The sequence below is a fragment of the Kitasatospora sp. NPDC048239 genome (genome assembly GCF_043202015.1).
GTDB lineage: Bacteria > Actinomycetota > Actinomycetes > Streptomycetales > Streptomycetaceae > Kitasatospora.
This window is the reverse complement of sequence record NZ_JBICZP010000008.1, coordinates 310,731-334,663: the sequence shown is the minus strand read 5'-3', so window position 1 is coordinate 334,663 and position 23,933 is coordinate 310,731. Positions and strand designations below refer to the sequence as shown.

Genomic DNA, 23,933 nt, shown 5'->3' with positions numbered 1-23,933 from the left:
GGCTGCCGGCCGCTCAAGCGGGTGCCAGGCGGTCGTAGAGGGCTCCCAGGTCGGCGGCCACCCGGACGATGTCGTAGTGGCCGACCGCCGGGGGTCGGGGCAGCGGGTCGGTGCTGTGGTCGTTGAGATGGCGCAGTTCGCGCAGGGCCGCGGTGTAGGCGTCCGCCTCGGAGGGGATCCGGCGGGCCTGCGGGGCCGCGGCGGGCGGCAGTTCGTCCAGGGCCGGGCAGGCGCTGTGCCGCACCGGCAGGCCGGCCGCGAGGCCCTCCAGCACGCCGAGGCCGAAGGTCTCCGCGGTGGAGGGAGCGGCCAGCACGTCCAGCGCGGCGAGGAGTTCGGGGACGTCGTCGCGTTCGCCGGTGAGCACCAGGCGGTCCCGGACGCCGAGGGCCTCGGCCCGGCGCTCCAGGGCGGTGCGTTCGGGGCCCTCGCCGATCAGCACCAGCCGGGCGCCCGGGTCCAGCCCGGCCAGCGCCTCCAGCAGGATGTCGAAGCGCTTGCCCGGTACCAGGCGGCCGACCGCGCCGACCACCCAGCTGTCCGGCGGCAGGCCCAGCTCGGCGCGCAGCCGGTGGCGCAGGGCGGCCCGGTCCGCGTCCGCCCAGGTGTAGCGGGCGGCGTCGATGCCGTTGGGGATGAGCTCCACCCGGCCCGGGGGCACGCCCCAGGAGTGCAGGGTCTGGGCCACCTGCCGGGAGACCGCGACGGTGGTGCTGCCGAGGCGTTCGGCGGCCAGGTAGAGGCCCTTGACGCCGCGGGTGACCGGGCGGCCCTCGATCACCCCGGGGTGCAGCGAGTGCTCGGTGGCGACCACCGCCCGGACCCCGGCCAGCCGGGCGGCCAGCCGGCCGTACAGGCCCGCGCGGTAGAGGTGGGTGTGCACCAGGTCGTAGCCGCCCGCGCGGATCAGCCGGACCAGCCGGGGCAGCGCGCCGAGGTCCCGGTTGCCGCGCATCGCGAGGTGGTGGACGGTCACCCCGTCGGCGCGCAGCGCGGCGGCGACCGCACCGGGGTTGGTCAGCGCCACCACCTCGCACTGCTGGTGCGCGGGCAGGTGGCGCAGCAGCAGGTGGAGCTGGCGCTCGGCGCCGCCGGAGGCGAGGCCGGTGACGATGTGCAGCACCCTCATCGAAGCGCCTTCCTGCCGGTCCGCTTGCGTCCGGAGCGCTCCGGCCCGCTGCCGGCGCTGCGCTCGCCGGCCGTTGCCGCACCGCCCTGCCGGTCCTCGCCCTCTGCGGCGGCGCGCCCCTTCGGCTCGGGGCGGGGGCGGGTGGCGAGGCGGCTCTGGCGCAGTTCGGTGACGGTGTCGCGCAGCCGGTGGCGGCCGCGCTTGGCGCGCAGCCGCCAGGCGCCGTCGCGGTCGCCGACGTAGCAGCGGGGCATCGCGTACCGGCCGGTGAGCGGGGAGTGGGCGATGGCGCAGGCGTAGTCGTAGCCGGCGTCGCGCACGGCCAGGGTGGCGGGCAGGTCGACGGCGCCGTACGGGTAGCAGAAGCCGGTGACGGGCCCTCCGACGACCTCCTCCAGGGCCCGGCGGCTCTCCCTGGTCTGGGTGGCGAGCACGTCGGCGGGCAGGCCGGGCAGCGCCTGGTGGCCGAGGCCGTGCGAGCCGATCTCCCAGCCGGCGGCGGCGAGTTCGGTGACCTGGTCGACGGTGAGCAGCTTCTTGCGCGGGCCCTCGGCGTCCCAGTCGTTGGCCCGGCCGAGCAGATCGGCGACCACGTAGGCGGTGGCGGTGAAGCCGTACTCCTGGAGGATCGGTACCGCGTGCCGGGCGAAGTCCGCGTAGCCGTCGTCGAAGGTCAGGCCGACCAGCTTGGCGTCCCGTCCGGCGGCCCGGGCACGCATCAGGTCGCGTACCGAGACGCCGCGCCGGCCGCAGCGGTGCAGCCAGGCCATCTGGTCGGCGAACCGCTCGGGGCTGACGGTCAGCAGGTACGGGTCCTCCTGCTCGACGGCCACCGAGTGGTACATCAGGATCCACGGCGAGGCGGGGCCCGTGCCCGGGAGCGGGGCGGACACCGGCCGGCGGCTTCTCGGCAGCCGTGCCTGCGGGCGGCGGACCTCGGTGCGCGGCGCGTCGGCGCGCGGTCCGGTCGCCGTCGGCACCACGGAGCGGCGTACGCCCGACAGGACCGAACGGACCGATCCCCGTTCAGCGTCCATGGGGAACCTTCCCTTCATCGGCTACAGGTGGCGGGCACAGGGCCCGGACTGCGGCGAGGACCGGGCCGCGCACCTCACGGGCGCCGAGGCCGGTACCGAGGGCCGCGAAGGCCAGCGCCACGGTGGCGCCGCCGAGCAGGGTCGAGAGCAGGGGGTCGGCGGGCAGCCCGGCGGCGGGGGTGCCGAGGGCCGCGGCGCCGGCGGCGGCGGCGAGCAGTCGGGCATGGCCGCCGAGCACCCGGCGCAGGCGCAGCGCGATGCCGCGCAGGACCAGTCCGCGCAGCAGCAGGACGGCGGTGGTGGTGATGCCGGCCGCGTTGCCTGCGGCCAGGCCGAGGGCGCCGAAGCGGGGGGTGGCGAGCAGGCCGACGGTGACGGTGACGACCAGGCCGAGGACCATCGCGGCGGCGGGGTACCAGTCGAGCAGTCGGCGCCCGCCGTCCTCGGGGCGCGGGTCGCCGGCCCGGCGGACCACCGGGCGCAGCGAGAAGTAGGGGCGGATCATCACGCCGATCAGAGCCTGGGCGGGCAGGCCGAAGCTGTAGACGCGGATGACGGCGGCGGTGGCGGCGGTGTCCCGCGGGCCGAAGGCGCCGCGCTCGAAGAGCAGGGCGACCACGGAGGGGGCGCAGGCCAGCAGGAAGGCGGTGCCGAGCAGGACGACCGCGGCGGCCTGGCCGAGGTCCTTCTCGACCCGGTCGCGGGCGGCGGTGAGGTCTCCGGCGGCGAGCGCCCGGGCGACCAGCGGGAAGGTGACCGTGCAGATCAGGATCGCGGCCGTCATGGCGAGTTGGGAGACCTTGGCGGCGTAGTTGAGGTGCGAGATGGTGCCGGCCGGCAGTGCGGAGCCCAGGAAGCGCTCGATGAAGACCTGGGCCTGCCGGGTCAGCGTGAACGCGGCGACCGGCAGCAGGGCGAGCGGGATCAGCACCAGGGAGTTGCGGGAGCGGCGGCCCCGGCTGGGGCGGCCGGTGCGCAGCCGGCGCAGGAAGGGGACGATCAGCAGACCGGCCATCAGCACGCTGCCGACGGCGACCCCGATCGCGGCGGAGCGCACGCCCCACAGGGCGTGGGCGCTGAGCAGGATGCCAAGGATGCCGACGTTGTACGCGACGTAGATCCCGGCGGGGGCGGTGAAGCGGTGGTGGGCGCGCAGGGCGGCGGCCAGGTAGCCGGCCACGCCGAACGGCAGCACGGTGAGCGCGGTGATCCGGGTGCAGGTGACGGCGAGCCGGGGGTCGGCGAGGCCCGGAGCGAGCAGGTCGACCAGCTGGGGGGCGCCGAGGGCCGCGCCGAGCGAGAGGGCGCCGAGGGCGAGCAGCAGCCAGGGCAGGGTGGCGCGGACCAGCTGGCGGACCGGGTCGGGGCCGTCGGGGTGGTCCTCGCGCAGGACGAGGGCGAGGGCGAAGGCGGGCACCATGAGGAAGGACATGGCGTCCTCGATCAGCAGCGGCGCGGCGGTCTCGGGGACGGTCCAGGCGACCAGGAATGCGTCGGTGCCCTGGTTGGCGCCGAAGTAGCGGGCCAGCAGCAGGTCGCGCAGGAGCCCGAGGGCGGAGCCGGCGGCGCTGAGTACGGCGGTGACGCCGAAGGCCTTGACGAGGAAGCCGCCCGCCCCCCGGCCGGCCGCCTCCGGGGTGCCCGGACCGGTCGCGCCCCGCCGGCCCGGTGCGGGGACGGCGGCGGGGACGGGGACGGCCACGGGAGCGCCGGCGGCGACGGGTGCGGGTACCGGAACGGGGACGAGCGCGGGCTGGTCGGTGGTCACCGGACGTGTCCCCTCGCGGGCCGGGCGGTGCGGGCGGCGAGGCCGAGGACGACGGAGGTCAGCACGGTGGTGGTGCCGCCGATGTCCGCGTACAGGAAGTCGACCAGGACCCAGGTCAGCAGGGCCAGGGCGGCCAGCCCCTGTCCGGCGGGGGCGTGCCGCAGGCACCCGAGGAAGAGGCCGAGGAAGAGCGCGGCGTAGGCGACGATGCCGATCAGCCCCTGTTCGCTGAGCACCAGGAAGTACATGTTGTGCGGGGAGAGCAGCGGTTCGCGCTGGAAGCCGATGGTGGCGTCGGCGGCGTCGCTGCCGGAGGACAGCCGCAACGGGGCGTGGCTGTCGCGCAGTTGCTGGAACGCCTTGGGGCCGGCGCCGCTGACCGGGTGGTCCTGCCAGATCCGCTCGGCGGTGCCCCACAGGTCGTAGCGGTCGGAGACGGACTGGTCGGGGGCGGCGGAGACGGAGCCGATGCTGCCGATCCGGGCCGTGACACCGGAGGCGCCGAGGCCGAGGCCGCCGATCAGCACGACGGCGGCGGCGAGGCCCAGGACGGCGCTGCGGACGGCGAGCCGGGCGTCGGCGCGCAGCAGCAGGACGGCGGCGGCGGCTGCGGTGGCGATCCAGCTGCCCCGGCTGAAGGAGACCGCGAGCGGGAAGGCGAGGAAGGCGGCGGACGCGTACATCGCCCGGCGCAGCCGCCGGTCGCCGCCGGGGCCGCGTTCGCCGAGGGCGAGGGCGAGCGCGGCCAGCAGTCCGTAGCTGACCACGGTGGACATCGCCATGATGTCGAGCGCGCCGAAGGTGCCGACGGCCCGGATCGGCTGGCCGGTGTAGGAGGCGCCGGTGCGGGTGAGGTACTGGTGGGCGCCGACCACGCCCTGGATCAGCGCGGCGGCGACGAAGGAGCCGAGGATCAGCCGCTGGTCGGTGCGGTCGCGCAGGGCGCAGAGCACGGCGGCGGGCACCAGGACGAACACCTGGGTGAGCCGGACGAAGCCGGTGAGGCTGGTGGCCGGGTCGATCGAGCCGATGGTGGCGACGGCGGCGGAGAGCACGATCAGGCCGAACAGCGCGCCGGTGCCGCGGTCGATCGCGGGCAGCCGGCCGCGCAGCAGGTCCACGGCGGTGAGCGCGACCAGGGCGAGCGAGGCGAGGTCGGCGGCGGTGATGTGGACGGCGGCGGTCACGTCCTTCTCGCCGGTGGGGACGCAGACCAGCAGCACGGTGGCCGCGGCGAGCAGGCTGGGCCGGGCGGCCAGGGCGGCGCCCGCCCGGTGTAACGCCCGGGCGGGGTGGGGGCCGAGGTCGAGGGTGAGGGCCACGCTGGTGTCAGCTCCCGTCCGGGTGGAGCATCAGGGCCGCGGTGCGGAACAGGATCTTGACGTCCTGCCAGAGGCTCCAGCTCTCGATGTAGCGGTTGTCGAACCGGGCCCGGTCCTCGATGGAGGTGTCGCCGCGCAGGCCGTTGACCTGGGCGAGGCCGGTGAGGCCGACCGGGACCCGGTGCCGGTCGGCGTACTCGGGGTAGGTCTGGCTGAACCGCATGACGAAGTAGGGGCGCTCGGGGCGCGGGCCGACCAGGCTCATGTCGCCGCGCAGCACGTTCCACAGCTGCGGCAGCTCGTCCAGGGAGCTGCGGCGCATCAACCTGCCGACGGCGCCCATCCGGTGGTCCTGGGAGATGTTCCAGCGGGTCGCCGACTCGTGCTCGTTGCTGGGCCGCAGGGTGCGGAACTTGAGGACGGTGAAGACCCGGCCGTCGAGCCCGGTGCGCTGCTGGCGGAAGAGCACGCCGGGGCCGGTGTCGAAGCGGACGGCGAGCGCGCACAGGGCGAGCACCGGGGCGAGGGCGAGCAGGCCGAGGGCGGCGGCGGTGACGTCCAGGGTGCGCTTGCCGGCCCAGCCGGGGCGGCGCATCGCGGTGCGGCCCACCCGCAGGCAGGGGAAGCCCCAGAGGTGGTCGCCGCCGACCGTGCGGCCGGTCTCCAGCGAGCCGTACTCGCGCAGCGCGGGCACCAGCCAGACCTGGCAGCCGAGCCGGGCGGCGTCCCGCAGGGCGGCGGCGGTCTCGGCCTCGTCGGCGGCGCCGGCGGTGGCGACCACGTGGTGGACCCGGTGGCGGCGGACCTCGCGCTCCAGCACCTCGCGGCCGCCGAGCACGGGCAGGTCGGTGTCGCCGGCCAGCAGCGGCGGGTCGGGGTCGAGGAAGCCGACCGGGCGCATCCCGTACTCGCCGCGCTCGCTGAGGGCGGCGGCGACCCGGCGCCCGAGCCGGCCGGCGCCGAGGACCAGGACGGGGCTGGGGCGGCTGCGCCGGATCCGGCGGACGAGGTGGTAGGCGACGGCCCGGCCGCAGACGGCGAGCAGCAGCTGGGCGCCGAGCAGGGCGGTCAGCCGGGCCGGGGTGGCCGGGCCGCAGTCGGGCCAGCGGCCGTCGAGGCAGCCGGCCAGGGTGACGGCGAAGGCGGTGGCGACGACGGCCCGGACGCTCAGCGCCGGGAGCTCGTCGAGGACGGAGAGGGTGAGCCGGGTGCGGTAGAGGCCGCCGGCGAGGTTGAGCACGAGCAGCAGCGGCAGCAGGGCGGCGACGCCGAGCAGCGGGTCGACCCGCAGGGCCGGGTCCAGGGCCCGGTTGGCGAGGCCGGTGGCGGTGCACAGGGCGACGGCGTCGACCGCGATCAGGGCGGCGGGCAGGGCGAGCCGCGAGCGGACCGGCCGGCGGCGCCGGCGGACCGGCGGTGCGCTGCGGGCCTGGGCGGTCCTGGCCGGGCGGTCCAGTACGCCGGTGGCGGGCCGCCGGGGGCCCGCCAGGGGCCGTCCCGGCCGTGGCACGCTGTCGTGGTCAATGGTCATCAGCGCACGAACTCCCCTGCTGTGTGCCCGGGGTGGCGGCGCACCGGCACCGGTTGGCCCGGGGCGGCCGTCCCGGCCCGGTGGGCGCGGTCCTGACAGCACCTGCTGCCGCTGGCGGCATTCGGTTTTCTCTCGAATTTCCGGAGTGAAATCGAAACGAAGCAGGCGAAATCAGACAATACCGAGCACCGGACGGAATGCTGGAAGTCGACTTGCCATTTCATTCCAGCCGCCCATTAATAGGTATTTCCGACTTGACGCCTCGCCCACATCCGGTTGAGGTGCGAATACGACAGCGCCAGAACGGCGGGCATTCACGGCATGTGAAACGATCAGATCCGCTCTGGGACACGGGCTCGGCGGCGTCCGGCCGCCGGACCGGCGCCCAGCAGGTCGCGATAGAGAGCGTCCACCTGTTCGACCACCGAACGCACGTCATGGCGTGCGACGGCATGCTCACGCAGCCTCGCGCCGCGTCGCTCGCATTCGATCGGATCGGACAGCGCTTCGGCCATTCGGGTGGTCAGCGCGGACACGTCCTCGGGCGGCACCACGGCGCGTTCCCGCTCGGTCGGCGGCAGGCATTCCCTGGCCCCGGGCACGTCGGTCAGCAGCACCGGCCGGCCGGCCGCCATCGCCTCCAGCGGCGCCAGCGCCATCCCCTCCCAGCGGGAGGGCAGCACCACCAGGTCGGCCGCCGCCAGCCAGGGCCGCGGATCCGGTACGTCCCCGGCGAGGCGCACCCGGGAGGGCTCGGCCGACTCCCGGACGGTGTCGGCCAGCCGGGTCTCGTCCGGGCCGCCGCCGACCAGCACCAGGCGGGCCTGCGGCACCCGGCGCAGCACCTCCGGCCAGGCGGCGAGCAGCACGTCCTGGCCCTTCTGCCGGCACAGCCGCCCCACGCAGACGGCCAGCGGGGCGTCCAGGTCCAGGCCGAGTGCGATCCGGGCGGCCCGGCGCTCGGCGGGCGCGTAGTGCCGGACGTCGACGCCGTTGGGCACCACCGCCCAGTCGGCGTGCAGTCCGGCCGCCACGCCGTCGGCCCGCTCCTGGACGCTGACACAGAGCAGCCGGTGCGCCCAGCGGGTCGCGTACCGCTCCCAGCGCAGGGTGGCGGCGGCCAGGGCGCCGTCGACCGCGGCGAACGACCAGGCGTGCGGCTGGAAGACGGTCGGCACCGCGCCGCGGATGGCCAGCCGGCCCGCCAACCCGGCCTTGGCGCTGTGCAGATGGACCATGTCGGGCGCGGCGGCCCGGACGATCCGGCGCAGCCGCCAGGCCTCGGCGGCGACGGCCGGACCGGGTGAGCGGTGGGCGGGCCAGTCCTGGACCAGCGCGCCGACCGCGGCGGCCGCCTCGGCCAGTCGCCCGCCCTGCGGGCAGGCGACCAGCACCCGGTGGCCGGCCTCGCGCTGGCCGCGGACCAGGTCGGTGACCACGCGGGCGACCCCGCCGTCCACCGGCTGGGAAATGTGAAGGATCGTCATATGCACGGCGGCGAGCCTAGGGTGGCACCACCGGGCCGGGCCGCTACCGTCACCCTCAGGTGGCGGCCGTCCACCCGTACGGCGTTCGGCTCGTACGGGTGTCCGAACTCATCGAATCCTCTTACGAGTCGGGCGGCGCGCCGAGCAGGGGGTCAGCGGACCTCGGCGGCGAGGTTGGCCAGCACCTGGTCGTGGATGCGGTTGAGGCCCTTCGGCGCGAAGGTCCGCTCGAAGAAGCCGCCGATACCGCCCGCGCCCTGCCAGGTCGCCGAGACGGTCACCTTGGACCGGCCCTCGCCGGCCGCCGAGACCGTCCAGGTGATCACCATGCTGGAGTTGGCGTCCTTCTCCACCAGCTGGTCGGGCGCCGGCGCCGAGACGGTGAACAGGCAGTCCCGCACCCGCTTCTCGGTGGCCTGCAGCCGCCAGTGCACCTGCGTCCCCGCACCGGTGCCGCCGGCCCGCACCTCGTACTCGCTGTACTGGGCGGGCAGCAGCTTCGGACGGGTCACCTGGTAGTCGGCGAGCGCCTCGTAGACCCGCTCCGGAGCGGCGTCGTACTCCCGCTCGGTGGTGGCCAGCACCTGTCCCATGTCCTGCTCTCCTCGTGAAGACGTCCGGTTTCACCGGCAAGCCAACCACAGCGCGGCGGTCACGCCAGCCGGAGGCCTCCGGTGCGCTGCGCCCGGGCCTCGCCGAGGCGCAGCGCCAGCGCCGCGCCGGCCAGCAGCAGCCCGCACAGGAGCACCAGCCAACCGAGGTCCGGGGCCAGCTCGCCGAGGCCCCGCCGCTCCAGCAGCGCTCCGCGCACCACCGTCAGACTGCCGGTGAGCGGCAGCGCCGCACCGAGGACCCGCAGGACGCCCGGCAGCGCGAAGGTCGGCAGCCGGACCCCGGCGACGAACCACATCGGGTCGTCCAGCACGGTGTAGACGAAGGCGGAGTCCCGGGAGAACACCATCAGGCTGTTGAGCAGCGCGCCCCAGGCCACCGCGGGCAGCAGCAGGGCGAGCAGCACCACCGGGTACATCCACGGCCCGGCCACGTCCAGGGCGCCGAAGCCGAACCCGGCGGCGCCCAGGAAGCAGGTGAGCAGCCAGGCGTTCTGCAGCAGTGCGCCGGCGCCGTTGGCGATCATCAGAACGAGCCGGTCGGCGGGCGAGAGGAAGAGCAGTTCGAGGGTGCCGGTGGTGCGCTCGTAGGTGAGGTTCCACGCGGACTGGACGAGCGAGAAGAAGAACGCCCAGGCCAGCGCGCCGGTGGCGAGGAAGCCGAGCAGCCGGGCCGGGTCGGCGGCGAGCGGCCAGCGGGCGGCGGCGGCCGAGCCGGCCGCGATCGGGTGCAACGTGTAGTAGGTGGCGGCGAGTTGGAGCAGCGGCCAGAGCAGCATCGAGGCGAGCACCAGCGGCTGGCCGAACAGGGTGCGGTGCTGCTTGAGCGCCTCGGCGGCGAACACCTTGGCGGCGTGCCGCAGCGCCCGGCCGGGGCGCCGGGCCTGCCGGCCGGGGTGCGGGGCCTGGGGCCGCGGCTCGGGCGGGGCCACCGGGAGCGGCGGCGGGAGGGCGCGGTCGGCCAGGGCGAACAGCGGGGCGTCGACGGGCGTCGGGCCGGTCATCCGGCCACCGCCAGGGGGGCGTCGGTCAGCGCGAGGACGGCGTCCTCCAGGCTGGCCTCGGTGACCTCCAGGCCGCCGATCGACCCGCCGGCGGCCACGATCGCACCGGCCAGCGGTCCGGCGATGTCCTCCGGGTGCCGGACGGTGACCAGCAGGGCGCCCTCCCCGGTGCCCTCGAGCTCCGTGCGGCCGCCGAGTCCGCGGGTGAAGGCGGCGATCCGCTCCGACAGCTCCGGCGAGGGGTTGGTGACGGTGACCCGGACGCTGCGGTGGCTGCCGGTCGCCGTCTTGAGCGCGGCCGGGCTGCCCGCGGCCAGGTGGCGGCCGCCGGAGATCACGTACACGTGCTCGCACAGCTCCTCGACCTCGGCCAGGTAGTGCGAGGTGAGCAGCACGCCCCGGCCCTCGGCGGCGAGTTCGGCGACCACCCGGCGCAGGTCGCGGGCGATCGGCGCGTCCAGTCCGAGGGTGGGCTCGTCCAGCAGCAGGTAGGCCGGGTCGTTGATCAGGCCGCGGGCGATGGAGAGCCGCTGGGTCATGCCGCGCGAGTACCGCTCGACCGGGGTGTCGGCGGCGTCGGTGAGGCCGACCAGCTCCAGCAGCTCGCCGATCCGCACCCGCAGCACGGCGGTGGGGACGTCGTAGAGGCGGCCGAAGTAGCGCAGGTTCTCGGCGCCGGTGAGCCTGCCGTAGACCATCCGCTCGCCGCCCGCGATCAGGTTGATCCGGCGGCGGGCCTCGCGGGCGTGCTCGACCACGTCCAGGCCGTCCAGGGTGACGCTGCCGGAGCTGGGGCGGAGCAGGGTGGCGAGGATCTTGATGGTGGAGGTCTTGCCGGCGCCGTTGAGGCCGAGCAGCCCGGTGACCCGGCCGCGCGGGATCTCCAGGTCGAGGCCGTCGACGGCGGTCTTCACGGTGCGCGGGCCGAACAGGCCCTTCTCCCGGGTCTGGAAGGTCTTGCGCAGGGCGTGGGTGCGGATCATGTCAGCGGCTCCGGGTGCGGGGTGGTCCGGTTCACGGTCAGAAGCTCCGTTCGATGGCGCGGCGCTCGGCGGCGGGCAGCAGGCGCAGGCCGAGCAGCAGGTAGCCGATGCTGAGCGCGAGGCAGGTGACCAGCCTCGGGAGCAGGTCGGCGAGCGGCCGCCCCTCGCCGAGGGCGCCGCGCAGCACGTCCATCGCGGAGGTCATCGGCAGCAGTTCGGCCAGCCACTGGGCGGGCGCGGGCAGGTAGCTGTTGGGGAAGGTGATGCCGCAGAGCAGCGAGACCGCGAGGAAGACGGTGTTCTGCGAGATGTGCGCCTCGCCGGCGACGATCATCAGCGCGCCGAGCAGCACGGCGACGCCGAACACGGCCGCACTGAGTGCGAGCACCCCGGCGAGGGCGGCCAGCGGGTGCCAGGCCGGCAGGGTGATGCCGAGCGCCGCGGCGAAGCCGCCGAGCAGTCCGACCTCGACGGCGGTGTTGAGCAGCGCGAATCCGGTGAAGCCGAGCAGGTACGGCAGCCGGGTGGCCGGGGCGATCAGCAGCGCCCCGAGGGTGCCCTGGCGCTGTTCGGTGATCAGCGCCTTGCTGCTCCAGAGCAGCATCCGCACGGTGAACATGTAGCCGCCCGCGCCGATCGCGATGTAGCCGAGGTAGTCGGCGCCGCCGGTGCGGGCCGTGAAGTCCTCGGCCACCGAGCCGCCGCCGATGGCGTGCAGGCCCAGGTAGGACAGTCCGATGGTGAACACGCCGATCAGCAGGCAGCCGACGGCGTACGACCACGGGTAGGCCCGGCTGGTCATGGTCCAGGTCCGGTGCAGGGTCGCCCAGGCGACGGGCATCCGTGTTCCCCCGATCTCTCAATGAGTTCCGATAAGGAACTTACAAGTTTCCTTTCGGAACCCGCAAGGGGGTGCAAGGATGGACCGCTCGATCGGTGAGGAGGATCAACGGTGCTCAGAGACGTGCCCGCACACGATGCGCACTGCGCGATCGCCCAGTCGGCGGCGGTGATCGGCGACTGGTGGAGCATCCTGATCGTCCGCGAGTCGGCCCGCGGGCGGCTGCGCTTCGACGAGCTCCAGCAGGAGCTGGGCATCTCCCGCAAGGTGCTCACCGAGCGGCTCGGCCACCTTACCGAGTCCGGCGTCCTGGAACGGGTGCCGTACCAGCAGGGTCCGGTGCGCTACGAGTACCGGCTGACCGAGTCCGGGCGGGCGCTGCTGCCGGTCCTGGTCGCCATGCAGGACTGGGCCGACCGCTGGCTGCTCGGCGACGGCTCGCTCTCCGGCTCCGCCGCGCCCGACAGCGCCGAGGCCGCCCGGATGGCCGGGCTCCCGGGCACCCGGCTGCCCGCCCTCACCCTGCCCGCCCACACCGGCGGCGAGCTCGACCCGGTCGACCCGGCGGCCGGCGCCACCGTGCTGTTCTGCTACCCCGCCACCGGCCGGCCCGCGCCGCTGCCCGCCTCCTGGGGTGCCATCCCCGGCGCCGCCGGCTGCACCCTGGAGAACCGGCTGTTCCGCGAGGCCTACCCGGAGTTCCGCGCGGCCGGGCTGGCGCTGCGCGGGATCTCCACCCAGCGACCGGACGAGCAGCGGGAGTTCGCCGAGGCCGAGGAGATCCCCTTCCCGCTGCTGTCCGACCTCGACGTCCGGCTCGCGGCCGCCCTGCGGCTGCCCACCTTCCACGTCGGCCAGGGCCTGCGGCTCAAGCGGGCGATCCTGGTGCTGGACCGCGAGCGGGTGGTGCGCCGGGCCGTCTTCCCCGTCACCGACATCCCGGGCGCCGTCCGGCAGGCGCTGGCGGACGCCCGCGAGGTGGCGGGCCCCGGCCGGTAGGAGGGCCGCGCTAGGGTGGCCGGTGTGCTCGATCAGGTGACAGCAGTGCGCTACGTCGACCCGCTACGGGCCGGCGGCTCGGTACCCGGCGTCGTGGAGACCGACGACCTGGGCACCTACGTGGTGAAGTTCACCGGCGCCGCGCAGGGCCGCAAGGCGCTGGTGGCCGAGGTGATCGTCGGCGAGCTCGCCCGCCGGCTCGGACTGCGCGTCCCGGAGCTGCGGCTGGTCGACTTCGACCCGGCGGTCGCCGACGGCGAGCCCGACGCCGAGATCCAGGGCGTCCTGCGGGCCAGCGGCGGGATCAACCTCGGGATGGACCTGCTGCCCGGCGCGGTCGACTTCAAGCCCGGCATGATCCCCGTCGACCCGGCCGAGGCCGGGCGGGTGGTCTGGCTGGACGCGCTCACCGGCAACGTCGACCGCACCGTGCACAACCCCAACCTGATGGTCTGGCACCGCCGGCTCTGGCTGATCGACAACGGCGCCGCGCTGATCTTCCACCACCGCTGGGCCGGCGCCGAGGCGGCCGTCGGCAAGCGCTACGACCTCAGCGCCCACGCCCTCGGCGGCTACCGGCCGGACGTCCGGCTGGCCGACGAGGAGCTCGGTCCGCTGGTCACCACCGGGCTGCTGGAGGAGGTGCTCGCGCTCGTCCCCGAGCAGTGGCTGGCCGACGAGCCCGGCTTCGACTCGGTGGCGGCGCTGCGCCGCGCGTACGTCGCCCATCTGGCCGCCCGGGCGGCCCGCTCGCCCGAGTGGCTGCCGGAGGGTTTCGCCACCACCGAGCAGCTGCGCGAGGCCGAGGCCCGCCGGGCCGCCCGGTCCAGGGCGGGGCGGCCCGCCTGGCTCCAGGAGGTCCCGGACCTGCACGGCAAGCCCTCCGTCGGGACGCAGTGGGGCCGGCACGTGGAGTGACCGGCCCGCAGGCGGGGTTCGACGGCGTGCCCCGGGCCTTCGGTCAGCCCATCGCGGGGCGGACCCAGCCGAAGTAGGCGACCGCCGTGCCGACCAGCAGGCCGAGGCAGTGCAGCGCGAAGAGCGCGGCCCGGTTCACCCGGCGCACCGAGGGCGAGAACAGCGCCAGCGCCGGTACCGCCAGGCCCGCCAGGGGGCCCGCGACCAGCCCCAGCAGCACCGGCAGCACATCGCCGACGCCCGCGCCGGAGGCGAGCCCCATCACACCGACCACCAGCCCGCCGCCGGCCATCAGGCCCAGCATCGGGCCGGCGGCGAGCAGCTGGGCGATGCCCACCAGCAGCCACGGCCAGCTCCGCCCGCCGCCCTGGCGGACCGGGGGCTGCCATCCGCTGAAGGTCTGTGCCATGCCGCTCTGCTCCTCGAAGACGTTCCCGGTCGCGCTGACGGGTCCATTCTGGCGATCCGGCCGGGGCCGCCACCTGAGTACCGGTACTCAAAAAAGGGTGGGGAGCGGGACGATGAGTCCCGCTCCCCACCCTTCGGTGGTTCAGTGCCGGGTCAGGCCGTCAGGCCCGGTCCGGCGGGGTGTCAGCGCCTCAGCGCCACCACTGGACCGCCTTCTCGGCGTTGATGATGCCCGCGCCGTAGAAGCCGTTGTCGTCCGCGCCGCCCTCGCAGTTGGCGGTCCACTCACCGGCGCCGCCCGGGTTGAACGGGGCGGTCGGGCAGGCGTGCGACTCGGCCTGGCTGGTCAGCATCTCGGTCAGCTCCTCCGGGCTCGCCCACGGGAAGGTGCTGGCGAGCAGGGCGAGCACGCCGGCGGCGTGCGGCGAGGCCATCGAGGTGCCCTGCATGTAGCCGTACTTGCCACCCGGGATGGTGGACAGGGTGCGGCCGTTCTTGTCCGGGGTGTCCGGGATCTGGTAGCGGCGGTCGCCACCGGGGGCGGCCACGGTGACCTTGTTCTTGCCGTAGCTGGAGTAGTACGACTTGTCGCCGTTGACACCCACCGAGGAGACCGAAACGACGCCGTCCAGCTCGGTCGGCAGGTTCAGGCAGTCCTGGGTGATCGGGCGCTCGCCCGGGGTGGTGTCGTCCGGGCTGGCGACGTCCTTGGTCTTGTGGGCGAGGTCGATGTTCTCGTTGCCCGCCGCGGCCACGTTGAGGACGCCCTTGCGCTGCGAGAACTCGACCGCGCGGCGGACGGCGGTGGTGATCGCCGCCTGGTCCGCGTCGTTCTGGCAGTTGAACATCCACGGGTCGACGAAGTAGCTGTTGTTCGTCACCTTGAAGTGGTGCTCACCGGCCCAGACGAAGCCGCATACCGCGTACTCCGGGTAGATGAACCCGCCGTCGTCGACCACCTTGACGGCGGCCAGCTTGACGTTCGGGGCGATGCCCTCGATGCCCTTGCCGTTCTTGGCGGCGGCGATGGTGCCGGCCACGTGGGTGCCGTGGTCGCCGTCGACGCCGGGCTGCCAGGCCTCGAAGGCGGTGTTCGGCTTGCCGCCGTCGATGCAGGAGACCGACTGCGAGGCGTCCACGTTGGCCTTGAGGTCCTCGTGGTTGGCGTCGATGCCGGAGTCCAGCACGCCGACGGTGACCTTGTTGCTGCCGAGCGAGAGCTTGTGCGCCTTGTCCACGCCGATCTGGCGCATGTCCCACTGGTTGGCCCAGTTGGGCTCCTCGCCGGCGGCCGCGGCGGCGGCGACGGCCTCGGGGGTCGGGTCGGCGGCGACCTCGGCCTTCCGGGTCTCGGCGGCCGTGATGCCCTTGGTGCGGCTGGCGCCGACGGACTGGACGCCCTTGGCGCCCCGCAGCTTGGCGGCGAACTGGGTGTCGGTCGAGCGGGCGATCACCACGCCGATCTGCTCGTACGAGTACACCACGGAGCCGCCGAGGGTCGTGATGGCCTTCTCGACCTTCTGCACCTGGCCGTGGTTGGCCTGGGTGTTCACGACGTAGCTGAGCAGCGGTCCGGTGGTCGGCTCGGCCCCGGTGGCCGCGACGGCGGTACCGGCCGGCAGCACCATGGCGCCGGCCGTGGCGAGGACGAGGCCCACCGCGGCGTACCGGGTCCGGCTGATCCGAGGAACACTCATAGGGGTTGGCCCTCCCGAGTCGTCATGCACAACTGCGGTTGGCAGGTGCACTGGAATGATCGGGACGCTAGTGAACATGCGTTGCAATCCGCAAGAGGTAGTCATCTAATCGACACAGTTCGAACACTTGCGAGGTCGATGACTCCAGGCCACGGACGGGATGTCAATCCATACGGTGAATAAACTGGCTTCCCCGCGCCGTCAATTCGGCCGAGCGCAGACGATCCACCGCGAACAACCCGCCAGACGGGTGACGGCGGCGCGCCCTCGGCCGATTCCCCGGCACCGGGCGGGGGCGGGGTGGCGGTCAGCACCCGGCCGGGGTGGCGGTCGGAGCCGGGCCGGGCAGCGTTCGACGCCGGGCCGGGGTGGCGGTCAGAGCCGGTACAGGCGGCGGGCGTTGCCGGCGGCCACCTGCCGGGCGAGGCGCTGCGCGTCGGCCGCCGTGCAGGCGCCGTCGGCCCGCCAGCCGTCCAGCAGGCTGCCCAGGCCGTGCCGGAACTGGGCCGCGCCGACCAGGTACAGCTCCGGCAGGCCGTAGGCGTCGGTGGAGAACAGCAGCTTGCCGAACGGCACCAGCTCCAGCATCTCGCCGAGCACGGCGGCCGCCCGGGGGCCGACGTAGGAGGCCGTCAGCCCGAGGTCGGTGTACACCTGTGGGAAGGCCTGGGCCAGCCAGCCGGCCTGCCGGTGGTACGGGTAGCAGTGCAGGAGCACCAGCGGCACGCCGCTCGGCTCGGCCGCCCGGACGAACCCCGTCAGCAGCGACGGGTCGGCCCGGTGCAGGGTCAGATCCGGATCCCCGAAGCCGGTGTGCAGCTGGAGCGGCAGACCGAGCCCGGCGCAGACGTCCAGGGCCGTCCACAGCAGGTGGTGCAGCAGGACCGGGTCGGTCAGCCGCCCGCGGCCGGCCCGCAGCCGCGCCCCGGCGGCGGCGACCACCTCCCGGGTGGCGGGCCGCTCGGGGGGCACCGCCAGGCCGCTGCGGTAGGCCAGCACCGACTTGACCGCCACCGCGCCGGCCGCCGCCGACTCCAGCGCCGCACGCACGGCGGCCGGCCAGTCGGCGGCCGCCGGGGCGAGCGACTCGACGACGGCCTCCAGCCGGACCACCTCGCGCACCCGGGCCCCCGACACCTCGGCGAACTCGCCCAGCGGCAGCAGCGGGTGGCCGCCCGCCGTGGTCAGCCCGGTGTCCACCAGGCAGGTGTCCAGGGCGGCGGCCGCGAGCAGCCGCCGGGTGGCCTCGGCGGCGCCGAGCTCGCGCCGGCGGGCCAGGTAGTCGGCGGCCGGGGCGTGTGCCGGGAGCCCGAGCGCGGGCGGGCACCAGCGGCGGACGGCGAGGCCGAGCGCGCTGTCGAACGGCGAGCAGCCGGGCGCGGGCGGCCGGTCGGACTCGGTGAGCAGCCCGGCCAGGACGTCGTCGGCGAGCTCGGCCGCCACCACGCTGTGGCAGTGGTGGTCGACCAGTGCGGGGACGTCCAGCGGGGCCACCGGTCAGTACCGCCAGCGGGTGGCCGCCACCAGCTGTTCGGGGGTGGCCGAGGCGTACTGCTCGACCTCCGCCTGCCGGACGGCCAGCACCGCCTCGAACAGGGGGTCGCCGAGCGCCTCGCGGAGCACCGCGGACTTCTGGTAGGCCGCGACCGCCTCGGCCGGGCCGGCCGGCAGCCGGGGGACCGTCCCGGGTGCGGCATGGGCCGGATCGCCGGTGAACTCCGGTGGCAGCGCGAGCCGTTGGTCCAGTCCGGCGAGGCCGGCCGCGAGCACCGCACCGACCGCGAGGTACGGGTTGGCGGTGGCGTCGAAGCACTTGACCTCGGCGTTGGCGACGGTGGAGCGCTCCCCCGAGGAGCCGGTGACCAGCCGCAGCGCGGCCTCCCGGTTCTCCAGGCCCCAGCACTGGTAGGCGCCGGCCCAGTGCGAGGGCACCAGCCGCAGGTACCCGGCGGGGCTGGAGCAGCCGAGCACCAGCAGCTCGGGCAGCGCGCCGAGCACCCCGGCGAGGAAGCCCTCGGCCTCGGCCGTCAGCCCGTGCGGGCCGGGGCCGCCGCGGCCGAGGTTCTGCCCGTCGTGCCACAGGCTCAGATGGAGGTGGCCGCCGTTGCCGACCGCGCCGGCCTCGACCACGGGGGCGAAGGAGGCCCGCAGCCCGTGCCGGGCGCCGACCGCCCGGATGGTGTGCCGGACCAGAACGGAGGTGTCGGCGGCGCCGACCGGGCCCTCGGGGGCGAGCGACACCTCGAACTGGCCCGGGGCGTACTCGGGGTGGATCTGGAGCACCGTCAGCCCCTGCTCGCCGAGCGCGCGCAGGACGTCCCGCAGGTAGTCGGAGAGGTCGGTCAGCCGCTGCATGCCGTAGGCCGGGCCGTACGTCGGGTACTGCGGCTCCTGCTGCGGCGGGCCGGCCAGGGCGACCGTCCACTCGACCTCGATGCCGGCCTTGACGCCGAGCCCGCGGGTGGCGGCGGCGGCCTCCATCCGGCGGGCGAACAGCCGCTGGCAGCCCGGGTGCGGGCCGCCCGCCTGGGTGTACCGCTCCCCCGGCGCCCAGGCCCAGCCGGGCTGGGCGGCCAGCGGGACGACCCGGTCGAGATCCGGGTAGAGCCGCAGATCGCCCGTCGGGCCGCCGATCAGCCGGCTGGTGGTGATGGAGTCGTCGGCCAGGAAGACGTCGAAGCAGGGCGCGGCGCCGACGCCCCACTGGGCCGCGTGCACCAGGCCGTCCAGCGGTACCGCCTTGGCCCGGGCGATCCCGGCGTTGTCCACCCAGGTGACGGCCACCGCCTCCACCCCGCCCGCGCGCAGCCGCTCGGCGGCCTGCCGGGCCCGCTCGGCCCGCTCGGCGCGCGGCGGCAGCGCGACGGCGGCCGGACCGGCGGGGCCGGCAGGGCCGGTGGGGCCGACGGGCGGCTCGGAGGAGTCGGCGAGGCCTGCGGACGCGACGGTTCCGGTGCTCATTCCTCCATGCTGCCGCGCCCGCTGACCAGGGGGAATTCCCCTATCGGGTGGTTCGGGCGGACGCCCGTCCGCCCGTTCACCCCTCCGGGTCGAACAGGGCCACCAGATCCCCTGCGGTGAGCCGCTCCAGGGTGTCGGGCGCGGCGTCCAGCGGGCCCGGGTAGAGCCGGTAGAGCGCGCCCGAGACGGGGACGGGCACCGGGACGTCGGCGTGCACCAGTGCGGTGAACACCCGGCGCAGGACCAGCTGCTCGGCCAGCACCCGGTCGAGGCCCGGGCCCGTCACCCTGCCGTCGGCCCCGTACCCCTCGCGCAGCCGCTCGGCGAAGTCCGCCACCGGCTCGCCGGCGGCCCGGCGGTAGCTGCTGAGCACGCCGCCGGAGCGGTCCCGGACCAGCACCTCGTCGGTGCGGGCGGCGGCGGTGGCGCAGGCGAGGTCCCAGAGCGTGGCGCGGGAGCCCTCGGCGAAGTGCGCCAGCACGTCCGAGGCCAGGGCGCCGATCCGGTCCCGGTAGCGCCAGACGTTGTGGAAGGCGCCGGAGGTGCCGGTGTTGAGGTCCGTCCAGGTGTACGTGCGCCGGCCGAGGTCGACGATCATCGGGACGCAGATCTTGGCGTCCCCGCTCAGGTCGAGCCGCTGGCGGACGGCCTCCGCCCGGAAGTGGCCGCTGCGGTGGCGGGCCGCCTCCGGGGCGTCCAGCTCCATGAACCCGGCGAAGGCGTCGGCGAGCTCCTCGAACGGGACGTCGTTGTAGCTGAAGACGATGACGACCGCGTACCGGGCGCCCCCCTCGGCCAGCGCCGGCAGGTCGAGGTCCACGTACTCGGTGGCGCCGTGCGGGGGCGGGGCCGAGGTGAAGTCGCCGGAGTGCACGGCGGCGCGCTTGCCGTACACCAGGCGGGTGTAGTCGCACAGGCCGACGAACTCCCACCGCTCGTCGTACAGCGCCACCGAGAGGTCGAGGTCCACCCGCTGGTGCGGGGTCTGCATCCAGTGCAGGAAGAGCCGGACCCGGCCGCCGTCGGGCAGCCGCTGGACGCTGCCGCGCGGCAGGGCGACCAGCGTCTTGGCACTGGCCCGCTCGGCGAACGGGACCACCAGGTCGGCCAGCCCCTCGTCGAGGACGGCGAGGTCGAAGCGCTCGTGCCCGCCGGCCCGGCGCAGCAGCTCGGCCTCGATCAGCGTGCAGACGGGGGCGCTGAGCGCGGCCGGGACCTCGGTGCCCCAGTCGTCGCGGGCGTGCGCCAGCGAGACCCGCCCGCGCGGGAAGTAGAGCCGGCGCTCGCCGACCTCCCGCGGGCCGCGCAGCCGCCCGTACGCGCCGAGCAGCGGGCCGGGCGCGACCTTGCGCAGGGCGGCGGGCAGGGCCTCGGCGAGTGCGGCGGGCAGCGGCTCGCCGGGGCTCCAGGAGGCGTGCACCCGCAGCAGGTGGTGCAGTCGGCGGACCAGCTCGCCGGGGCGGCGGGCCAGCAGGGCGACGGCGGCGGGCACGTCACCGCCCGCGAGGGCCCGCTCGACCCGGGCGGCGAAGGTGGCGACGACCAGCCGGGTGTGGCCGCCCGGGGTCTCGGCGACCCGCAGCGGGGCGGGCGCCTCGCGCAGCTCGGGTCCGAGGCCGTGCAGGTCGAGGTCGCTCTGCCGGAGCACGGCGAACGCGGCGGTGGCGTACGGGAACCGGGCCCGGTGCTCGTACGGGTGCAGCAGCTCGCCGGCGCGCAGCCAGGCGGCGCGGTGCCGGCCGAGGTCCTCGGCGAGGGTGCCGAGCGGGAGCGCGTCCAGGACGGCGAGCAGGTCGCGGCGCAGCGGGCGGGGCAGGTTGCGCAGCCGCAGGCCCTTGGCGGTGGCGGGCAGCAGGTCGGGCTCGGCGCCGGACCAGGCCCAGATCAGCCGCAGCACGTCGGTGGCGGTGGTGAGGTGGGCGGCGAGCAGCGGCCGGGCGGTGGCCTGGTCGCTGCGGAGCAGGGCGGTGAGGACGGTGGCCCGGCTCTCCCGGACGGGGATGTCGGCGGGCAGCCAGTCGGCCGGGTCGGCGGGGGCGTGGTCGAGCAGCAGGGCGAGGTCCTCGCGGTCCTGCGGGTTCAGCGGGGTGCGGCGGCCCAGCAGCCGGCCCAGCTCGGCGGCCGCGGCGGCGGCCGGGTCGGTGCCCTCGGCCAGCCGCAGCGGGCGCAGCAGGGTGTCCTGGCCGTGCTCGCGGGCGGCGTTGCGCACGGCCTTGGCGTCCAGCGACAGGTGGCGCTGCTCGGCGATCGGGGTGCCGCAGAGCGGGCAGGCGTGGTCGGCCAGCTCGTCGTAGCAGTCGCCGCAGAGCAGGTGGGCGCAGGGCGCGAGGGCGCCGATGCCGGACTCGGCGCCGACGCACTCGCAGCAGGCGCAGATCTGGTTCGGCTGGTTGAGCAGGAAGGCGCGCACGTGCGCGGAGTAGTAGCTGTGCGCGTGGTCCGGCACGCCGTCGGGGAAGCGCCGGAACAGCGCCTGGTGCTTGCGGTCGGCGCCGGTCGCCGCGTCGAGCCGGCGCAGCAGCGCCTGCCCCGTGTCGGCCAGCGCGGCCGGCCGCAGCCGCCCGAGCGCGGCGCGCAGCGGAGCGGTCAGCAGGTGTCCGCGCTGGGCGAGGTCCGCCTCCAGGGCGAGCAGCCCGCGCGCGCTCCACGGGTCGGACTCCCCGGCCCCGCCGCCGGGGACGGCGACGGCGCCGAGCCGTCGCAGCAGGTAGTCGTCGAGGCGGGTGTCGGGCGCGGTGGTGCTCTGCTTCTTCACTGGTGGATCCCCCGGAGATACGACGAAGCGGGGGCGGAGAGTGGGCGCACTCGGGTCATTTTGGAGATGAGAGAAGGAAGCACGCCGCGGAGCCGCCCCCGCGCCGCCCACCCTAGCGAAGCCCGCTCGGTGCACCGAACGAATTTCCGCAGAAGGGCTCCTCCGCCCTCTTCCTACTCGGCGGTAGCTTCGCTACAGTGACCGCACGCACCACCGCCGGGCTTCGGGAGCCGCACCGGCGGGGTCGTTCGTCGGCGCGCGGGATTCGCGCGTGGCGGGCGGCGGTTGGCGGTGCGTCTTTCACCGGCCGGTGCCGCGGATCGCGGCGGGCCGGATTCTCTCCTCGTATCAGAGCCGCTTCCTTCACCTTGAGCGCCTGAGTACCACGGCACACCTGCAGCACGGCCGGAGCGGACCGGCGGCTGCGCGCGTGCGCCGCAACCGTCATCTCCCAAGCCCCCGCGCGCGAACCCTCCTCCGGCGGCGGCCGCCCCCGGCGTACGGGCGCGGCGGCGCGCCCGCCGGAGCGCGCGCGGGCCTCCCATGACAAGGAGTCAGGACAATGAAGCGTCCCTTCCCCACGGTCGCCGTGGTCGGCCTCGGCACGATGGGCTCCGGCGTCGCTGTGGCGGTCGCGCAGAGCGGCCGCCGGGTGATCGGCATCGAGGCCAACGAGGACTCCGCCGCCCGGGCGCTCGCCCGGATCGAGGAGGCGACCGCGCACGCGGTGGCACGTGAGCGGATCACCGCCGAGGACCGGGCCGCGGCGCTCGCGCTGATCACGGTGGGCACCTCGCTGGAGGCCGCCGCCGAGGCGGACCTGGTGATCGAGGAGGTCCCCGAGCAGCTGGAGCTGAAGCGGGAGCTGTTCGCCGAGCTGGACCGGATCTGCCCGCCGCAGACGGTGCTGGCGACCGGGACCACCGCCCTGTCGGTGACCCGGATCGCCGCCGCCACCGCCCGCCCCGAGCGGGTGCTGGGCCTGCACTTCTTCAACCCGGTGCACACCATGAAGCTGGTCGAGGTGGTCCGCACCGTGCTGACCGCCCCGCAGGTGGCCGTGGACGCCTCGGCCTTCGCCCGGGACCTCGGCAAGGAGCCGGTCGCGGCCGGCGACCGGGCCGGCTTCGTGGTGAACGGCCTGCTCTTCGCGTACCTGAACCAGGCCGCCGCGATGTTCGAGTCCCGGTACGCCACCCGCGAGGACATCGACGCCGCGATGCGGCTCGGCTGCGGCCTGCCGATGGGCCCGCTGGCGCTGCTCGACCTGATCGGCGTGGACACCGCCCGCACGGTGCTGGAGGCGATGTACGAGCAGTCCCGGGACCGCCTGCACGCGCCCGCGCCGATCCTCGGCCAGCTGGTGGCGGCCGGGCTGCTGGGCCGCAAGTCGGGCCGGGGCTTCTACACCTACGAGGCACCGGGCTCCTCCAAGGCGGTCGACGCGGCCGCCGGCGGCGCCACCGCCCGGGTGCCGGGCCGCGAGGTGCGCAGCGTCGGCGTCTGCGGCTCGGGCACCATGGCCACCGGCATCGTCGAGGTGTTCGCCAAGGCCGGCCACCCGGTGCTGCTGGCCGCCCGCAGCCAGGAGAAGGCGGACCGGGCGAAGGTCCAGCTGGCGAAGTCGCTGGACCGCTCGGTGGCCAAGGGCCGGCTGACCGAGGAGCAGCGCGACGCGGCGCTGGCCCTGGTGACGCCGGTCGGGCAGTACGCCGAGCTGGCCCAGGTGGACCTGGTGGTCGAGGCGGTCGCCGAGGACCTCGCGGTCAAGCAGGAGCTGTTCGCCACCCTGGACAAGATCGTCAAGCCGGGTGCGGTGCTCGCCACCACCACCTCCTCGCTGCCGGTGATCAGCTGCGCCACGGCCACCTCGCGGCCGCAGGACGTGGTCGGCATGCACTTCTTCAACCCGGCGCCGGCCATGAAGCTGGTCGAGGTGGTCTCCACCGTGCTGACCGCCCCGGACGTCACCGCGACCGCGCTGGAGCTGTGCGCCAAGGTGCGCAAGCACCCGGTGGAGTGCGGCGACCGGGCCGGGTTCATCGTCAACGCGCTGCTCTTCCCGTACCTGAACGACGCGGTGCGGATGCTGCAGGAGCACTACGCGACGGTGGACGACATCGACACCGCGATGAAGCTCGGCTGCGGCTACCCGATGGGCCCGTTCGAGCTGCTGGACGTGGTCGGCCTGGACGTCTCGCTGACCATCGAGCAGGTGCTGCACCAGGAGTTCCGCGAGCCGGGGCTGGCGGCGGCGCCGCTGCTGGAGCACCTGGTGGCGGCGGGCTGCCTGGGCCGCAAGACCGGCCGCGGCTTCCGCGACCACGCGCGCCGGTGAGCACGCCGTCGGCGGGCGGGCCCGGCGCGGGCCCGGTGGGCGGCGGCGCGTCGGCCGGGGGCGCGCTGCCGGTCGGCCCGGTGCCGACCGGAGCGGTGCCGACCGGGCAGCCGCGGACCGGCTGGATCCCCGGTACGGTGTCCG

The 23,933-nt window shown here is 75.3% G+C and carries 18 protein-coding genes; 3 read left to right on the top strand and 15 right to left on the bottom strand.

All coding sequences use genetic code 11. The features are described from left to right. Positions 1 to 13: 13 nt before the first annotated feature. The 10 genes from ACGFZP_RS23515 to ACGFZP_RS23470 all read right to left on the bottom strand — a co-directional run bounded on the left by ACGFZP_RS23515 (position 14) and on the right by ACGFZP_RS23470 (position 11,713). Positions 14 to 1,129 (bottom strand): glycosyltransferase, encoded by a 1,116-nt coding sequence (locus ACGFZP_RS23515; RefSeq protein WP_392936190.1) that lies wholly within the window; start codon positions 1,127 to 1,129, stop codon positions 14 to 16. Next, positions 1,126 to 2,166: a polysaccharide deacetylase family protein gene (locus ACGFZP_RS23510; RefSeq protein WP_392936187.1), complete on the bottom strand. Its 1,041-nt coding sequence runs from the start codon at positions 2,164 to 2,166 to the stop codon at positions 1,126 to 1,128. Before ACGFZP_RS23510 ends, ACGFZP_RS23515 begins: the two co-directional genes overlap by 4 nt. Continuing rightward, positions 2,156 to 3,934 (bottom strand): lipid II flippase MurJ, encoded by a 1,779-nt coding sequence (locus ACGFZP_RS23505; protein WP_392936185.1) that lies wholly within the window; start codon positions 3,932 to 3,934, stop codon positions 2,156 to 2,158. Before ACGFZP_RS23505 ends, ACGFZP_RS23510 begins: the two co-directional genes overlap by 11 nt. Beyond that, on the bottom strand, positions 3,931 to 5,256 hold the full coding sequence (locus ACGFZP_RS23500) for an O-antigen ligase family protein (RefSeq protein ID WP_392936182.1): 1,326 nt from the start codon (positions 5,254 to 5,256) through the stop codon (positions 3,931 to 3,933). The genes ACGFZP_RS23505 and ACGFZP_RS23500 overlap by 4 nt, the downstream gene beginning before the upstream one ends. Positions 5,257 to 5,263: 7 nt before the next feature. Beyond that, positions 5,264 to 6,787 (bottom strand): exopolysaccharide biosynthesis polyprenyl glycosylphosphotransferase, encoded by a 1,524-nt coding sequence (locus ACGFZP_RS23495; protein ID WP_392936179.1) that lies wholly within the window; start codon positions 6,785 to 6,787, stop codon positions 5,264 to 5,266. 332 nt (positions 6,788 to 7,119) lie between these two features. Continuing rightward, positions 7,120 to 8,274 (bottom strand): glycosyltransferase, encoded by a 1,155-nt coding sequence (locus tag ACGFZP_RS23490; RefSeq protein WP_392936177.1) that lies wholly within the window; start codon positions 8,272 to 8,274, stop codon positions 7,120 to 7,122. A gap of 152 nt (positions 8,275 to 8,426) precedes the next feature. After that, on the bottom strand, positions 8,427 to 8,867 hold the full coding sequence (locus tag ACGFZP_RS23485; RefSeq protein ID WP_387941428.1) for an SRPBCC family protein: 441 nt from the start codon (positions 8,865 to 8,867) through the stop codon (positions 8,427 to 8,429). Between the two features lie 59 nt (positions 8,868 to 8,926). After that, positions 8,927 to 9,889 carry an ABC transporter permease gene (locus ACGFZP_RS23480; protein ID WP_392936174.1) on the bottom strand — a complete coding sequence of 321 codons (963 nt, stop codon included), beginning with the start codon at positions 9,887 to 9,889 and terminating at the stop codon, positions 8,927 to 8,929. After that, positions 9,886 to 10,872 carry an ABC transporter ATP-binding protein gene (locus ACGFZP_RS23475; RefSeq protein WP_392936172.1) on the bottom strand — a complete coding sequence of 329 codons (987 nt, stop codon included), beginning with the start codon at positions 10,870 to 10,872 and terminating at the stop codon, positions 9,886 to 9,888. Before ACGFZP_RS23475 ends, ACGFZP_RS23480 begins: the two co-directional genes overlap by 4 nt. Before the next feature lie 37 nt (positions 10,873 to 10,909). Further along, positions 10,910 to 11,713 carry an ABC transporter permease gene (locus ACGFZP_RS23470; protein ID WP_392936169.1) on the bottom strand — a complete coding sequence of 268 codons (804 nt, stop codon included), beginning with the start codon at positions 11,711 to 11,713 and terminating at the stop codon, positions 10,910 to 10,912. Positions 11,714 to 11,824: 111 nt separating this feature from the next. Between ACGFZP_RS23470 and ACGFZP_RS23465 the strand changes: the two genes are divergently transcribed. Both ACGFZP_RS23465 and ACGFZP_RS23460 read left to right on the top strand, forming a co-directional pair. After that, positions 11,825 to 12,712, top strand: coding sequence for a winged helix-turn-helix transcriptional regulator (locus ACGFZP_RS23465; RefSeq protein WP_392936167.1), 888 nt, complete (start codon positions 11,825 to 11,827; stop codon positions 12,710 to 12,712). 24 nt (positions 12,713 to 12,736) lie between these two features. After that, positions 12,737 to 13,630: a HipA family kinase gene (locus tag ACGFZP_RS23460; protein ID WP_392936164.1), complete on the top strand. Its 894-nt coding sequence runs from the start codon at positions 12,737 to 12,739 to the stop codon at positions 13,628 to 13,630. 43 nt (positions 13,631 to 13,673) lie between these two features. Here ACGFZP_RS23460 and ACGFZP_RS23455 read toward each other — a convergent pair whose 3' ends face one another. The 5 genes from ACGFZP_RS23455 to ACGFZP_RS23435 form a co-directional block, all read right to left on the bottom strand. Then, a complete protein-coding gene (locus ACGFZP_RS23455) occupies positions 13,674 to 14,039 on the bottom strand; it encodes a hypothetical protein (protein ID WP_392936161.1) in 366 nt (121 codons plus the stop codon). Positions 14,040 to 14,229: 190 nt separating this feature from the next. After that, positions 14,230 to 15,735: a S8 family serine peptidase gene (locus ACGFZP_RS23450; RefSeq protein WP_392936158.1), complete on the bottom strand. Its 1,506-nt coding sequence runs from the start codon at positions 15,733 to 15,735 to the stop codon at positions 14,230 to 14,232. Positions 15,736 to 16,110: 375 nt separating this feature from the next. Next, a complete protein-coding gene (locus ACGFZP_RS23445; protein ID WP_392936155.1) occupies positions 16,111 to 17,229 on the bottom strand; it encodes an amidohydrolase family protein in 1,119 nt (372 codons plus the stop codon). 3 nt (positions 17,230 to 17,232) lie between these two features. Next, positions 17,233 to 18,696 carry a glutamine synthetase gene (locus ACGFZP_RS23440; protein ID WP_392936152.1) on the bottom strand — a complete coding sequence of 488 codons (1,464 nt, stop codon included), beginning with the start codon at positions 18,694 to 18,696 and terminating at the stop codon, positions 17,233 to 17,235. 76 nt (positions 18,697 to 18,772) lie between these two features. After that, positions 18,773 to 21,451, bottom strand: a complete 2,679-nt coding sequence (locus tag ACGFZP_RS23435) for an MXAN_6230/SCO0854 family RING domain-containing protein (RefSeq protein WP_392936149.1) — start codon at positions 21,449 to 21,451, stop codon at positions 18,773 to 18,775. Between the two features lie 562 nt (positions 21,452 to 22,013). Between ACGFZP_RS23435 and ACGFZP_RS23430 the strand changes: the two genes are divergently transcribed. Next, positions 22,014 to 23,789 carry a 3-hydroxyacyl-CoA dehydrogenase family protein gene (locus tag ACGFZP_RS23430; RefSeq protein ID WP_392936146.1) on the top strand — a complete coding sequence of 592 codons (1,776 nt, stop codon included), beginning with the start codon at positions 22,014 to 22,016 and terminating at the stop codon, positions 23,787 to 23,789. Positions 23,790 to 23,933: the final 144 nt, after the last annotated feature.

Coding starts and splice junctions, on each gene's coding strand:
- ACGFZP_RS23515 (WP_392936190.1), bottom strand. CDS start 1,129: ATGAGGGTGCTGCACATCGTCACCGGCCTCGCCTCCGGCGGCGCCGAG.
- ACGFZP_RS23510 (WP_392936187.1), bottom strand. CDS start 2,166: ATGGACGCTGAACGGGGATCGGTCCGTTCGGTCCTGTCGGGCGTACGC.
- ACGFZP_RS23495 (WP_392936179.1), bottom strand. CDS start 6,787: ATGACCATTGACCACGACAGCGTGCCACGGCCGGGACGGCCCCTGGCG.
- ACGFZP_RS23490 (WP_392936177.1), bottom strand. CDS start 8,274: ATGACGATCCTTCACATTTCCCAGCCGGTGGACGGCGGGGTCGCCCGC.
- ACGFZP_RS23485 (WP_387941428.1), bottom strand. CDS start 8,867: ATGGGACAGGTGCTGGCCACCACCGAGCGGGAGTACGACGCCGCTCCG.
- ACGFZP_RS23480 (WP_392936174.1), bottom strand. CDS start 9,889: ATGACCGGCCCGACGCCCGTCGACGCCCCGCTGTTCGCCCTGGCCGAC.
- ACGFZP_RS23475 (WP_392936172.1), bottom strand. CDS start 10,872: ATGATCCGCACCCACGCCCTGCGCAAGACCTTCCAGACCCGGGAGAAG.
- ACGFZP_RS23470 (WP_392936169.1), bottom strand. CDS start 11,713: ATGCCCGTCGCCTGGGCGACCCTGCACCGGACCTGGACCATGACCAGC.
- ACGFZP_RS23455 (WP_392936161.1), bottom strand. CDS start 14,039: ATGGCACAGACCTTCAGCGGATGGCAGCCCCCGGTCCGCCAGGGCGGC.
- ACGFZP_RS23450 (WP_392936158.1), bottom strand. CDS start 15,735: ATGAGTGTTCCTCGGATCAGCCGGACCCGGTACGCCGCGGTGGGCCTC.
- ACGFZP_RS23440 (WP_392936152.1), bottom strand. CDS start 18,696: ATGAGCACCGGAACCGTCGCGTCCGCAGGCCTCGCCGACTCCTCCGAG.
- ACGFZP_RS23430 (WP_392936146.1), top strand. CDS start 22,014: ATGAAGCGTCCCTTCCCCACGGTCGCCGTGGTCGGCCTCGGCACGATG.